This window comes from Novosphingobium sp. PhB55, from assembly GCF_004368805.1.
In the GTDB taxonomy this organism is placed as follows: Bacteria; Pseudomonadota; Alphaproteobacteria; order Sphingomonadales; family Sphingomonadaceae; genus Novosphingobium.
Window position 1 is genome coordinate 14,393 of the sequence record NZ_SODQ01000002.1, and the last position, 13,506, is coordinate 27,898.

The window sequence follows — 13,506 nt, forward strand, 5'->3', positions numbered from 1 at the left end:
CGGCATCAGAACTCAAGCCTCAGCATGCGGCGGATGATGAGGATGCCCGCCACTTCGAGACCGATCGCCAGGAAGGAAAGCGACCGTCCGCGCGAATCCGAGATGAAGAAGTCGAGATAGGCCGGGTTCATCAGCACGAGGCCGATCATGGCCAGGAGCGGCATGGCGATCAGCACGCGCGAGCTGACTTTGGCCTCCGACGTGGCGGCGACAAGTTCGCGGCGGATGCGCAGGCGCTCGCGCAGGATGTGCGCCAGGTTGGTGAAGACCGCGCCGATCGAGCCGCCGTAGCGCAAGTTGGTGCGAATGGCAGCGGCGATCATCGACACTTCGGGAACCTGTATGCGGTCAGCCAGTTGCTGCATCGTCTCGGCCACGGGCGCGCCCATTTCCAGTCGCCGCGCGGCCGTGTCGAAGAAAGAGCGCACCACCGGAGAGGCATCCGCCAGCGCGCGGGCCAGGGCCTGCGAGAGCGAGTTGCCCACGGCCTGGAGCTGGCGCACGCCGTCGAGATAGAGCGGCAGGGCCTCGGTCAGGGCGTCCACCCGCTTGCGGGCGCGGCCGCGCAGCCAGGACAGCGCCGCCATCGGCAGCCCGAGCAGCACCCCCAGCGCGAAAGCCGGGCCGGCAAGCACCAGCACCAGGAAGACCAGGCCCAGGCCGACCAGCGCCAGCAGCCGCACGGTCTGCACCGTGATCTCCAGCTGGGCCTGCGCCAGCAGCGGCGCGATGCGTTCCGGCACCGAAATCGCCACCGAGGAGCGCACCGGCGCGGAGCCGGGCGTGGTCAGCCCGGCCAGGCGCCGGTCGATGGCCGCCAGGCTGCGCGCCCGCTCGCCCAGGAGGGCGAAGAGCACCCCGCCCAGGATCAGCAGGGCCAGGATCAGATAGGCGGCGCCCTTCACCATGCGGTCGAAGCTCCCCGGCCGCTGGCAAGGCCCGAACCCGTGGAGCCTTGCGCCAGCCCGGGCATCGGATAGTCCTTGAGGCGCGCCGCATGATAAGGCCGCGGCGAGAGCGTCTGGAACGTGCCCTCCCCCGACATCGGCGGCTGCTCCTCGAAGCGGAAAAGCTCGTTCAGGGTGAAGGCGTCGCCTTCGGTGCCGGTCACTTCGCTGATCGAGGTGACGCGGCGCATGCCGCTGGCCAGGCGCTGGATGTTGACGATCACATGGATGCTGTTGGCCACGAAGCGCCGCACCGCGCGCACGTCGTTCTGCTGCCCCGCGAAGCCGAGCAGCATTTCCAGCCTAGACAGCGCATCGCGCGGGGAATTGCCGTGAAGCGTCGCCATCGACCCGTCGTGGCCGGTGGACATGGCCTGGAGCATCTCCACCGCCTCCACGCCGCGCACTTCGCCCAGGATGATCCGGTCCGGCCGCATGCGCAGGGCGTTGCGCACGAGGTCTCGCGCGCTCACCTCACGGCTGCCGTCCACGCTGGGCGGGCGGGTTTCCAGCCGCACGACGTGGTCCTGGCAGAGTTGCAGCTCGGCCGCGTCCTCGATGGTGACGAGGCGTTCGTGGTTGCTGATGCAGCCCGACAGCACGTTGAGCAGGGTGGACTTGCCCGCCCCGGTCCCGCCGCAGATCAGGACGTTGAGCCGCGAGCGCACGGCAGCGGCGAGATAAGTCGCCATCGGGCCGCTCATCACGCCGCCAGCGACGCAGTCGTCCAGCGTCAGGGCCTGAAGGCGGAACTTGCGGATCGAGACCAGCGGGCCGTCGAGCGCGATCGGCGGGATGACGATGTTGACGCGCGATCCGTCCGCCAGGCGGGCGTCGCAGAAGGGCGTCGCCTCGTCCACGCGGCGGCCGATGGGGCCGACGATGCGCTGGATGATGTTCATGAGATGGGCATCGTCACGGAAGCGCGTTTCCACGCGCTGCAGCAGGCCGCCGCGCTCGGCGTAGATGGCGTGAGCGCCGTTGACGATGATGTCGTCTATCGAACCGTCGCGCAGCAGCGGCGCCAGTGGGCCGAGGCCGACCACTTCGTCCTCCACGTCCTCGATCAGCAGGAGGCGCTCGGCACTGTTGAGGGCAAGCTGGCCGCGGCGGCTGCGGCTGTTGATGACTTGTTCGATCTCGTGGCGGAGCGTGCGCTGGTCCAGCGATTCCGCGGTTATCCCCTGGGTCTCCAGCTGTTCTATGACCTGCTGGCAGGTGATCGCCTTGACCGCCTGGTAGCTGTCGCTCATGCGCTGGGCCGAAGGCTGCGCCACCGCGGACTTGCGGCGACCCGCGGCCAGGCCCTCCTGCAGTTCCTCGGTGGTCAGGAGGCTCATGCGCTGCGCTCCACGGAGCGCAGGATGGCCCGGCGCATGCGATCGATGCTGCCGCCGGACTTGGTCGGAGCGGCGATGTTGCAGGCGCGGCGCACGGCCTGGCCATAAGCGCCGCTCTCCCGGTCGTAGATCAGCGGGCGGCCGGCATTGAGGGCATTGGCGGTGCGCACGCGGTCCGTCGGCACGCCCATCACGGCCTCCACGCCCAGCACGTCGGCCATGCGCCGGCCGTCGAGCAGGATGCGCGGATCGTAGTCCCAGACCAGCAGGCGCATGCGATTGCCGCTGGCAGTGTCGAGCGCGATCTTGTCGAGCAGGCGGCGGCAGGCTTCGAGTTCGCGGATCGACTGGCTGCAGACGATCTCGATGGCCTGCGCCTGGGAGGCCAGTTCGCGCAGCAGGCCGCCATGGCGCAGGCTGCCTGCCGAAACCACCACTTGCGCGAAGTTGGCGCGCAGCAGCTGGATCAGGCCGACCACGTCGTTGGGGCCGACACCGGCCGGCTCCGCGCCGGTGCCGCCGTCGAACGTCAGCAGGGACAGGCCGCTGGCCTCGTGCCGCGCCAGGGCGTCCGAAAGCAGGCTGGTGTCCATGCGGTCGAGATCGGCGACGGCAGAGGCCACGCCGTAGTCCACCTTGAGGTCGAGATAGGCCTCGGCCGTGCTGGTGGGCAAAGTGAAGTCCACCAGCAGCGTCGGCATCTGGGCCAGGCTGCAGGCCAGCGCCATGTCGGTCGCCAGCATCGGCAGCGCCTCGCGGTCGTTGCCGAGCACGATGGTCAGGCGGCCCAGCCGGCCCTGCGTGGTGAGCGCGGTGTTCATCACCCGCGTCAGGATTTCGGATATTTCGGCGCCCGCCGCCGCGCGCGGCAGCACGTCCGCCGCGCCGGCGCGGATCGCCTGCAGCACTTGCCCGGCGTACATGTCCTCGGTGGCGACCACCACCGCCCGGCCCGGCGCCATCTGCGCCACTTCGCCGATCGAGGACGAGAGCGAGCGCTCCGCCGGAACCGAGGCATGGTCGATCACGACGATGCCGGGGCCATCGAGATCGCTGTGCTCCAGCGATTGCACCATTTCGACGGCGACATGCTCGCCCATGGCGTCCGTCAGGCGTTGGGCCAGCGTGCGGTCTACGGAGAGGAGGTGGATCTTGGGCATGTCAGGGCCTCACGACGCCGAAGGTTTTCACGGACTGCTCGACGCCGTCGTTGCCGACGATCATCTGGCCGAGGCTGGGATCGGGATTGCCGGGCGCCGAGGGCAGCGCCACCGGCGCAGTGCCGGGCTCGACCAGTCGCGGCGTCGCCACGATGATCAGCTCCTGCCGTTCCTTCTGGGTCTGCTGGCGCTTGAAGAAGGCGCCCAGCACCGGCAGGTCGCCCAGGAACGGCACTTTGTCCTTGGTGATCGCGCTGTTGGTATAGTTGAGCCCGGCGATCACGAAGCTCTGGCCGCTGCCCAGTTCTACGGTGGTTTCCGCGGAGCGGCGGCGGATGCCGGGCACCACGTAGCCCTGAAGCTGCACGCCGTTGCTGTAGTCCAGTTCGCTCACTTCGGGCGCCAGTTTCAGCACGATGTGGTCGGAGGAGAGCACATAAGGCGTCACCGTCAGGCGCACGCCGAATTCCTTGTACTCGATCGACAGGGTATTGCCGTTGCCGCCGCTGTTCTGCGGCACCGGCACCGGGAATTCGCCGCCGGCCAGGAAGCTGGCCTGCTCGCCGGAACGCACCAGCAGGGTGGGCTGCGCCAGGAGCTGGGACAGTCCGTTGGACGAGAGCGCGCTCAGCACGGCGCCGATCCCGTGGTTGCGGGCCGAGAGGAACAGGTTGAAGGCGCTCTGGATCGGCACCGAAGCGTCGATCGACAGGCCGGTCCGGTCGTTGCTGTAGCTGTTGACCCCGCTGGGCGAGATCACGGCGCCCTGAAGGTCTCCGGCCAGCTTGGCGAAGCTGAAGCCCAGCGCCTTGAGCGTGGAACTGGAGACGGCCGCGAACTGCACGTCCACCGCCACGACTTTCTCACCGGGGCGGTAGCCCGCGGCCTGGCCGGTAAAGCCCGCGCCGCCGATGCGGACGTTGCGTTCGCCCATGACGGTGCCGTCCTGCGCGAAGACGGTCAGCACGGCATCGCCCACCGCCAGCGCCTTGATGCGGATCGACTGCGCGGTCGGGGCCGAGACGCCGATCACGTTCTCGCGGCTCACTTCCACCCGGCCGATCGCCTTGGGGAAGGACAGGGTGCGCTGGTCGTCCACTTGCAGGAGTTCCTGCTGCTCCTCGCCCCGCGCCTGGGCATGGGCGGGAGCGGCCAGGGAGGCGCCGGCAAGGCCGGCTCCGGCCAGGACGCAGGAGGCGATCAGGGCTTTCACTGCGATGCACTCCCGGAATAGATGACCTGGCGATTGCCGCCGACGACGAGTTCGATGGCCTGCGCGCCGCCGGACTGGCTACCCGGCCTTGGCGCAGGGCGCGCTGCGGGCGTGGGGCGGGGCGCTGGGGCGGGGCGGGGGGCCGCATAAGCGGGCGCCGGCACCGGATAGGGCATGGCCGGGCGCGGCAGCGGCGCGGAGGCCACTTGCGAAACCGCCACTTCGACGCTGTCGCCCGGGTTGCGCAGCGAAAGCGTGAGCGCGCCCGTGCTCTTGGCCAGCGAGAGCTGCGAAACCTGCTCGGGCGAAAGGGCCAGCGTCACCGTGCGGGCGGGCGGCGGCTCGGCCGCGACCGTGCCCGTCACGCCAGTTGCAGGCTGGGTGCCGACCACCGCCTCGCCCACGGCCAGAACCGGAACCATCTGCAGCAGCGTGCGCGCGCGGCTGACGCCGCTGGCCCGCGCGCCGCTGAGGGCGTCTTCGCCGGGATAGACGACTTGCACGTCCACCCGGTCTCCCGGCCGGACGAGACCGGCCACGGCGATTTCCGCCGTCGTGTCGATGCTGATCGCGCGCATGCCCATCGGCACGCGGATCGCCAGCTTCGTTTCCTGTCCCACCGCCGTGCGGGGGATCAGCGCGTTGGCGCGAATGTCCTGCGTGGCCACTTTGCCGACGATCTCTGCCGGGGTCACGGCGGTGGGGAAGCGTGCGGGATCGGACTGGGCATTGCGGATCATGTCGGCGGTGATGGTTTCGCCCACCTTGATGTCGCGCGTGGTGGCGGCAAGCACGGTGTAGGAAGGCTCCGACTTGCCCAGCGGGATGCGGGCGGCGGCATCGGCCACCGGCCTGGCAGCCCGTCCCAGTTCGCGAACCCCCAGAAAGGCAAAGCAGCAGGCCGCAACCAGCCCGACGCCGATTGTCAGCTTCGCCTTCGAACCGAGCCGCATGCCCATTCCCCCTGGTCCCTTGCGTCTACGCAAATCGGATCGACTGCCCCGAAGATCCGAATTGGAGATTTTCAATCATTCGACGGCTGAAATCGCCGTCTTGCGTATGAATGATAGCGGCTCTCGGATATGATCCGAGATGGAGAAATAGCCGATACGACCGCAATCAGCGGGAGTCTTTCTCAAGCGTTAAAGCCCCGGAAAGTATACCTTTGCTCATTTCGTCCAAATCAGGCGTCAATCCTGATCTTTGGCCATTTAGGGGTATGCCAAGACTATCGCCAAACATGTTCGGATCGGTTCTTTCCGATCCACGCAAAAGCCGGTTATGCGTTAGCAGGGAAAGCATAAGGCAAGAGCAGAACAGAATGGATCGCCTGCTTTGCGCATTCTCGTCTGACGCTTCTCTTCGGCTTCCGCCGACATTTGCGAAGATTATCGCCGGATTAACATTCTGAAAGCGGCTTGCGGATCCAGCTGAACGGCGCTTTGTTAGTCTATTTACTTACGACCGCATAAAACCTTCTATCAGGTTTATTTCGCGGTTGCGAAAACCCGTCGGGCTGGCAATCATCGATCCGTCCGGACTCGCAGACGCAGGGCGTCCGATCCGGGCTCGGGGGCAAGACTGCAATGATAGTGCCGAACAACAACGTCGTGGAATTTCCGCCGGCTGCTCCGGCGGGGACCAACTCTTCCGGGGCCGGGTCGTCGGGAGCACCGGGGGCCAACGACGACGGCCTGCCGGGGGGCAAGAGCGCCTCCCGCGGCGCAGGCTTCGCACCGCAACTGGCCATGCGGCTGCGCGCCTGGGAAGACGGCACGCGTTTCTATCCCGGCGCCATCGCGCTCTGCGCGCTTTGCCTCGGCCTCGTTTCCAGCCATGCCCCCGCCGCCGGTGTGATCGGTTCGGCCGCAGCGGGCGCTCTCTTCGTCCTGCACAAGACGATCAAGGCCGCGCTGGTCACCGCCGCCCTCAGCGCGGGCTTCTACCTCATTCCCGAGGCCCGGATCGCGCCCGCCTACTGGACCACCCTGGGCATGGTCGCCGCGGCCGGGTTCTTCCCGCGCAGCCTCGTCACCGTGCTGCTGCGCGCGCCGCGCTGGACCTGGGTGCTGGCACTGCTGGTCGCCATGGCCAGTTTCTGCGCCACGCTGATCGCCCCCGGCCTGCCGGCGACCGTTGCGGTCTTCACCGGATCGCTGAGCGCCGCGTTCCTGGGTGCCGGCCTCGCGCGGCACCTGGCCATGGTCGACGCCCGGCTGCTGGCCTGGGGCGAGGACGGCCTGGTGCCCGTCACCCGCGACCTGCTGCTCGGGCGCGTAACCGCGGGCATGCTGCACGACCTGGCGCAGCCGCTGAACGTGATCTCCATGGCCAACGGCAACATGCGCTATATCGTCGAGCAGCTCGACATCGGCGAAGAGAGCCGCAAGCAATTGCTGGACCGGGTCGCGCGCATTTCCACGCATACCGAGGCCGCGGCCTTCATCCTCAGCCTGTTCCGGTGGTTCGGCCGCGATGGCGACAAGGAGCGCAGCGCGCTCAGCGTGCGTAGCGCGCTGGAGCGGGCCGTGGCCGCCACCAAGTCCAACGTGCGGCACCACGGCGTCTCGGTGGAACTGGACGGCAATGCCCTGGACCATCTCCTGCCCGAACATCACGGCGCGCTGGAGATGATGGCGGTGGCCGCGCTGCTCAGTGCCTTCGGCAGCTTCATCGGGCCGGGCAGCGAGAAGCGAAAGGGCAAAGTCCTGCTGCGCGCCGCCATGACGCCGGTTCACGTCGTGGTGACGGTGCAGTGCATCGACGAGAACGAGGCGCCTGCCCCCGGCTGCAAGCTGGACCATGCCACGCTCTGGCTGGTCGAACAGGTCGCGATCGAGGCGGGCGGGGACTTCCGCTCCATGCTGCGATCCAGTCAGCCCACGCGTTTCGTGATCCGCCTAGGCCGCGACGACATCTGAGGTTGCCGGCCTGCCCGACGCGGAAGGCAGGCAGATTTCCACCCGGGCGCCCACGCCCTGATTGGACACCAGCCGGATGCCGCCCTTGGCCTTTTCCATGATTTGACGGCAGATGTGCAGGCCCAGGCCGGTGCCGTCCTGCGCTTTGGTGGTGAAGAACGGTTCGAAGGCCAGCCGTTCGAGATCGGCGGAAAGGCCCGCGCCATTGTCGGTCACCACGCAGCGCATCTGGCCGGGCTTGCCTTCCAGGGCGATGGCGATCCGCCCCTCCCCGTCCCAGCCTGCCGCGCGGCGCGACTGGATGCTGTCGGCGGCGTTGCGCAGGACGTTGACGAAGACCTGCTCCAGCTCCACCCGCCCCAACGCGACACAGGCGGAAAGGCCCGTGGGTTCCAGCTCGACGGCGATCTCCGCCCGCTCGAACAGCGCTTCCAGGAACTCCACCGCGCTGGCGGCCGCTTCCATCACGTCGGTATGGCGGGCGACGATCTTTTCGTCCGCGGCCTGACCCAGCGTGCGCTTGATGATGACCTGGGCGCGCAGGACCTGCTCGGCAATGCGCGAGGCGCTGGTCTGAAGGCGCGAGCGCGTGGTGTCGGGCCGGTCCAGCATGAGGCGCAGGCTCTCGTTCGCCATCGAGATCGTGAAGAGGGGCTGGCGCAGTTCATGGGCCAGGGTCAGCGCCCTTTCGCCCAGATCCGCCATGCGGGCGCGCTCGGCCATGGCCTCGTGCCCCATTTCCTCGTGGGACACGCGCGGCTCGGGCGCGTTCAAGAACACCGCGCTGGCCCAATGCATGCCGCCCAGGTTGCCGCGCAGGATCACGGTCAAAGTGCTGCGCGGGCCGGTGCGAAGATCGGTCGTCACGTCCGAGCGGCCGCTCAGTGCGGCAAGGCGCAGGACATCCTCGGAATGGATCGCCAGGGCCTCGGGCTGCTCGCCCTCCCCGGCATTCTCGCGGCGGAACAGGATCGTCTTCGCGGCCGCATCCAGGCGCAGGTCGCTGACGACCCGCAGGCCGACATGCTCGCGCAAAGCCTCTATCAGGCCGCTCGCGGCGGCCGCATCATCGCCGATCCCCGTCACGCACCGACACCGTTGGCCAGCATCTTGCGGATCGTGCCGATCAGCGCCTGCGGCTGCACCGGCTTGGTCAGGAACGTGTAATGCGACGTGCCGGCCACCAGATCCTCGCGCATCTGGTCTCCGGTGATGAAGACATATTCGAATTCCCGCGCGCCCAGCTTCGGGTGCTTGCGGACGCGGGATACGATGTCGAGCCCCGATTCGCGGTCCAGCCGCAAGTCGCAGGCGACCACGCTGACGGCGGGATGGCGCTCCAGCATGTCCACGGCTTCGGTGAGATTGGCGGCACCGACGCCGGGAATGCCGTGAAGCGACATCAGGGTCAGCAACTCTTCGACGATGGCCGAAAAATCATCGAGAACAAGTACCCTGGCCTGGTCGTCCCGCATCCGATCCCGTTCCTCCGTGTGACGTCCGCCACCAGCAGCCACTGGTGGATCGCCACTGGACATCGTTACTCCTATAAGCGCGGGACATTATCAATAAATGAAAGCGGGATGCACGAACTTTCACGTCAAGCCGTTCGAACGGCTTAAAAAAATGCCTGCAATCGAATTCAGAACTCGATTACGATTTTCACTTTCGCCGGTGCGACATTGAAGTGGGTCGCGATCTGATCGCGATATTGGGCCATGAGAAAGGCCAGGTTATCGGTGCGCGGCAGGCCGTCCAGTTCGTCGACCGTGGTGCCCAGCGCTTCGGCTATTCCCTTCAGGCGGGCATCCTGCGGACGGGCGCGACCGTGCTCCCAGGCCCAGACCGTCGGCTTGCTGACGCCGATCCGCTCAGCCAGTTCGCCCTGGCTGAAGCCGTTCTGCTTGCGCAGCCGCCGCAGGCGCCGGGCCAGCGATTCCTGCGCATCGTCATCGGTATCGGACGCGGCATCGGCAGCGTCCTCCTCTTCCGCTTCCTCGGCCGCGAGCGGCGCCGCGCGCAGCCGGGCCGCGCCCAGCACCGCCGCGGAGATCGGCGTCTCGAAACGGCAGCCGTAGAAGCTCTCGCTGTGCCACATCACCCGGGCGCGCACGCGTTCGTGCTCCGACAGGTCGATCTCGATCACATCGTCGACCGTCAGCTCGACGTCGCTTTCGACCAGCAGGCCGCCCTGCGAGAGGTTGTGCACCACCACGTCCGCCTCCTGCCCGTCGGCCCGTACCTGCGCATCGAGCAGGAGGCTGAAGCGCGGCAGGTTCGACCGCGCATCGCGCTCGAAACGGGCGGGCAGGCTCTGGTTGCCCCAGTTCATCGGGCCTCCTTCATCGGCATGCTCTCCTTGATCGGAATAGAGGGGCCGGGTCATGCGCAGCTGCGGATGCTGGAGTAGGCGGGACGGCCGCGCTGGATCGCCAGGGCCATGGCCTCGATCGGCGGGGCGCCGGCCGGCAGATCATCCAGCGACTCCGCATGCGACCCGCCCAGCGCATCGAGCGCGCCGGCCACGAGAGCACCGCTCACGCGCGCTTCGCATTCGTCGAGCATGTCCAGCGCGATGCGCAGGAGTTCGCGGGCGTGCTGGACTTTGTCGTTCGTCATCTCGGCTTCCTTTCCAGTCTTTTCGTTTGATTATGGGTGATCAGAAAACGGGGCTCTGTGCCGCGAGCGGCCAGGACAGCGGCCTGAAACGGGCAGGTTCGGGCGCGGCGGTTTCGAGGGCGGAAGGGGCGCTGGCCGTTCGCGCGCGCGGGATCCGGTCCTGAGCCGCCCGATCCGGCGCCGACCACACCCGCCGTGTGCCGACGCGGCCGAGCCGCGCACCGGCAATCCATTCCGCGCCCTCCTCCGCTGCCAGCCGGATCTGCGCCGGGGTTTCGGCCCCGGTGAGGATCACGGTGCGGCACAGCGTGCGCGCTTCCAGCGCCAGCCGGCCGACGCGCGCGCGGTTGCGCTCCGAAAGGAAGGCGGTGCGCAGAAAGGCGCTGTCCAGCTTGACCTGGTCGGGCCGCAGCACGGCAAGTTGCCGCACCGAAGCATGGCCCGAACCGAACCCGTATAGCCCCAGGCCCACCCCCAGTTCGCGCAGGGTGTTGAGAAAAGTCAGCGTCCCCGGCCAGAACCGGCAGGCAGCGGACTCGTGGAATTCGAGCACGAGCCGCTCCGCCAGCTCGGGCCGGCGCTCCAGCCGCGCCAGAACGTCGGTCCAGGCCGCATCCGCGCCGCCAAGGTCGAAGGAGAGGCTCTGCGGCGAGATCGCGATGGACAAATGCGCGTGCGGATCGGCTTCGAGGGCGTCCAGCACCCGGAGCACCAGACTGCGATCCAGCAGGTGAGCCATGCCCAGCCGCTCCAGCGCCGCATAGGCAGCGGTGCAGTCGAACTGCTCGCCCCGCTCCCCGGCATAGCGCAGCAGCGCCTCGTGCTGGAACAGGCGGTCCGGATGGCGCGGATCGAAGATCGGCCGCCACGCGAAGAAAGTTTCGCCCCGCGCGATCTGGCCGAGCAGCCGCTCCGCCCGCGCCATGTCGTCACGGTAGCGGGCGAGCATCTGGGCACTGGCCTCGTTCGCCAGGTGAAGGCTGGCCGTATGGCCGGGCGCGGCCAGTCGCTCCAACCGGGCGCAGGCCGCGGCGAGCGCTGCCGAGAGGTCTTCGCCCAGCACGCCGGGCACGGGGTCGCTATGGCCGATCGAGACCGAGAGCAGGATGCGGCCCGCGCCATGGACCAGGGGGTCCAGGCAAAGCTGCATGCCAAGCGCCTCGATCTGGGCGCAGACGAAGTCCGGTTCGAGCATCGCCGCATGGGCCAGCAGGGTCATCCGGTCCCGCTCGGCCTTCTGGAAGCGGACCGGGTTGAGGTTCCGCTCGATCGCGCCGGCCAGGTGCGCCATCGCGGCGCGGAGTCCGTCCTCGCCGTGGATCGCGGCAATGGCCTCGGCATTGTCGAGACGTGCGACAAGCAGGGTGTTGCAGCAGCGGTTGGGCGGGCTGATCCTGGCGAGGTCGATCATCGGTCGGGTCCAAGAGCTTCGAGAGGGAAAGGCGGCCGGGGGAAAAGGACCGCCGGGGAGGGGGAAAGCGGTTGGGCCCAGCCGGCGCGGGCGGGGGAGATCCCGCGCCGGGGGCCGGATCGGGTCAGCTACCCGACGCGCCGCCAAGCAGGCCGCCGAGCAGCGCGCCGCCTGCCGATGCCCCACCGGAAGCGCTGCCCGAGGCGCCCCCCGTGAGGCCGCCACCAAGGCCGCCGGTCAGCCCGCCGACCAGCGAGGACACCGCGCCCGTCACCGGCGCCAGCACCGAACCTGCCGCGCCGCTGCCCGTCGATCCCGGCGCCAGGCCGCCGACGATGCCTTCGACAAGACCGGTCACCGGCGCCAGCGGCGAACCGCTTCCGCCTGCTCCGGCATTGCCGAGACTGCCGACCACGCCTTCGACAAGACCCGTGACCGGCGCCAGCACCGATCCGGCGCCCGTGCCGGCGCCAAGGCCGCCCGTCACTTGCCCCAGCGTACCGCCCAGCGCGCCGTTCACCGTATCGAGGACCGGCGCGGTCACCGTGGCGACCGTGGCCGTAACCGGCGCGACGACCGGCGAGACACCGCCCGTCACCTGGTCCACCAGTCCGCCGACCTGCTCGCCCAGCAGGGCGCCGGCCAGGTTGCCGACCGGCGCCAGCCCGGCGGCCACGCCCTCGGTCGTCGTCGGCAGCGCCACGTCGACCACCTTGCCGTCGGAGAGCACATTGGCCGTCACCAGCTGGCCGGTGGTCAGGCCGGGATTTTCGGCCAGGACGTTCAGGCCCACCAGGGTATCGCCGTTGCTCGGCCCGGTGACGGGATTGTTGCCGAGGTCGACGCCGAGCAGCGGGCCGTCGAATGTCCGTGCCGGGCCGGAGCCATCGGCCCCCCCTGCACCGGCCAGGCTGCCGGTGACGCCGTCGACCAGCCCGCCGAGCTGCCCGGTGACGGGCGCCAGCACGCCGTTCTCACCGGTGATCGGCGCGAGCACGCCATTGACCGTGTCGAGTAGCGGCGAAGTGACGCTGCTCACCGCCGAAGTGACCGTGGCCACCGTTGGCGCGAGACCGTCGGTCACTTGCGTCACCGTGCCGCCCACCTGGTCGCCCAGCAAGGCGCCGGCCAGCGTGCCCACCGGGGCGAGCGCCTGCTTGGTATCGTCCGCGGTGGTGGGAAGCGTGACCTGCACCACTTTGCCGTCGCCGGTGAGGACATCGACGGTCACGCCGCTCGTGTCGGTGGTCGCCTTGTCCGGGTTCACGTTCACATTGACCAGCGTGCCCGATCCGCTCTGGCCGAGCAGATCGGTGCCGCCCACCGACACACCGGCGGCCGGGCCGGTGAAGCTGGTGGTAGAGCCGCTGGGATCGGTCGGACCCGTGGGGCCGGTCGGGCCGGTGGGAACGCTGGGGTCGGTCGGACCCGTCGGGCCCGTCGGGCCGGAGGGGGTGCTCGGGCCGGAAGGCGTGCTGGGACCGCTGGGCGTGCTGGGGCTGGTCGGCCCGGAAGGGGTGCCGGCCTGGAAGTCCATTCCGCTCGTGCAGGCCGCTACCAGCAGCAGCGGGATCGTGGCCGTGCCCAGGAGGGCGTGTCGCTTGAACGAGGGGTAATGACGGGTCGGCATGGGTCTTCTCCAACGTGATCTCAGCCGCGATCGGCCTGTTGAAGAGATGATAGGTCGGCCCCGCCGAAGCACCGCGCCCAGAAGCAGCCGCCTCGGACCTGACCGCATCCGGGCGGGCCGGCAGAACGGAAAGTCGTTCGGGAATAAGCCGGAAAATTCGCGGAAGAGGCCTGCGCAAACACGCAAAGCACCGGAAATCCGCGCAAAACGAAGGAAAATCGGCGGCTTTGGAAGGGAGAGGCAGGAAACCGGGCCGCGGAAGTTG

The 13,506-nt window shown here is 68.7% G+C and carries 12 protein-coding genes; 1 reads left to right on the forward strand and 11 read right to left on the reverse strand.

Annotated features, from left to right (window positions below; genetic code table 11):
- Positions 1-5: 5 nt before the first annotated feature.
- Genes EDF57_RS04660 through cpaB form a run of 5 tightly spaced genes read right to left on the reverse strand, consistent with a single transcriptional unit; the run spans position 6 to position 5,613 of the window.
- Positions 6-908: a type II secretion system F family protein gene (locus EDF57_RS04660; RefSeq protein WP_134093287.1), complete on the reverse strand. Its 903-nt coding sequence runs from the start codon at positions 906-908 to the stop codon at positions 6-8.
- On the reverse strand, positions 902-2,287 hold the full coding sequence (locus EDF57_RS04665; protein ID WP_134093288.1) for a CpaF family protein: 1,386 nt from the start codon (positions 2,285-2,287) through the stop codon (positions 902-904). Before EDF57_RS04665 ends, EDF57_RS04660 begins: the two co-directional genes overlap by 7 nt.
- On the reverse strand, positions 2,284-3,447 hold the full coding sequence (locus EDF57_RS04670) for a histidine kinase (RefSeq protein WP_132267819.1): 1,164 nt from the start codon (positions 3,445-3,447) through the stop codon (positions 2,284-2,286). Before EDF57_RS04670 ends, EDF57_RS04665 begins: the two co-directional genes overlap by 4 nt.
- A gap of 1 nt (position 3,448) precedes the next feature.
- Positions 3,449-4,660 carry a pilus assembly protein N-terminal domain-containing protein gene (locus EDF57_RS04675; protein ID WP_132267818.1) on the reverse strand — a complete coding sequence of 404 codons (1,212 nt, stop codon included), beginning with the start codon at positions 4,658-4,660 and terminating at the stop codon, positions 3,449-3,451.
- A complete protein-coding gene (gene cpaB / locus EDF57_RS04680) occupies positions 4,657-5,613 on the reverse strand; it encodes a Flp pilus assembly protein CpaB (RefSeq protein ID WP_134093289.1) in 957 nt (318 codons plus the stop codon). The genes EDF57_RS04675 and cpaB overlap by 4 nt, the downstream gene beginning before the upstream one ends.
- Positions 5,614-6,246: 633 nt before the next feature.
- Here cpaB and EDF57_RS04685 point away from each other — a divergent pair.
- Complete coding sequence (locus tag EDF57_RS04685) at positions 6,247-7,581, forward strand: hypothetical protein (RefSeq protein WP_243840878.1); 1,335 nt, start codon at positions 6,247-6,249, stop codon at positions 7,579-7,581.
- Here the strand turns inward: EDF57_RS04685 and EDF57_RS04690 are convergent.
- The 6 genes from EDF57_RS04690 to EDF57_RS04715 form a co-directional block, all read right to left on the reverse strand.
- Positions 7,561-8,667 (reverse strand): HAMP domain-containing sensor histidine kinase, encoded by a 1,107-nt coding sequence (locus tag EDF57_RS04690; protein ID WP_134093290.1) that lies wholly within the window; start codon positions 8,665-8,667, stop codon positions 7,561-7,563. The two genes, EDF57_RS04685 and EDF57_RS04690, sit on opposite strands and share 21 nt — an antisense overlap.
- Positions 8,664-9,056: a response regulator gene (locus tag EDF57_RS04695; RefSeq protein ID WP_132267811.1), complete on the reverse strand. Its 393-nt coding sequence runs from the start codon at positions 9,054-9,056 to the stop codon at positions 8,664-8,666. Before EDF57_RS04695 ends, EDF57_RS04690 begins: the two co-directional genes overlap by 4 nt.
- Before the next feature lie 167 nt (positions 9,057-9,223).
- Positions 9,224-9,913, reverse strand: coding sequence for a helix-turn-helix domain-containing protein (locus EDF57_RS04700; protein WP_165921469.1), 690 nt, complete (start codon positions 9,911-9,913; stop codon positions 9,224-9,226).
- A gap of 50 nt (positions 9,914-9,963) precedes the next feature.
- Positions 9,964-10,200: a hypothetical protein gene (locus EDF57_RS04705; protein WP_134093291.1), complete on the reverse strand. Its 237-nt coding sequence runs from the start codon at positions 10,198-10,200 to the stop codon at positions 9,964-9,966.
- Between the two features lie 40 nt (positions 10,201-10,240).
- A complete protein-coding gene (locus tag EDF57_RS04710; RefSeq protein WP_134093292.1) occupies positions 10,241-11,611 on the reverse strand; it encodes an EAL domain-containing protein in 1,371 nt (456 codons plus the stop codon).
- A 124-nt stretch (positions 11,612-11,735) separates the two neighbouring features.
- Positions 11,736-13,241, reverse strand: a complete 1,506-nt coding sequence (locus EDF57_RS04715) for a hypothetical protein (protein ID WP_243840879.1) — start codon at positions 13,239-13,241, stop codon at positions 11,736-11,738.
- Positions 13,242-13,506: the final 265 nt, after the last annotated feature.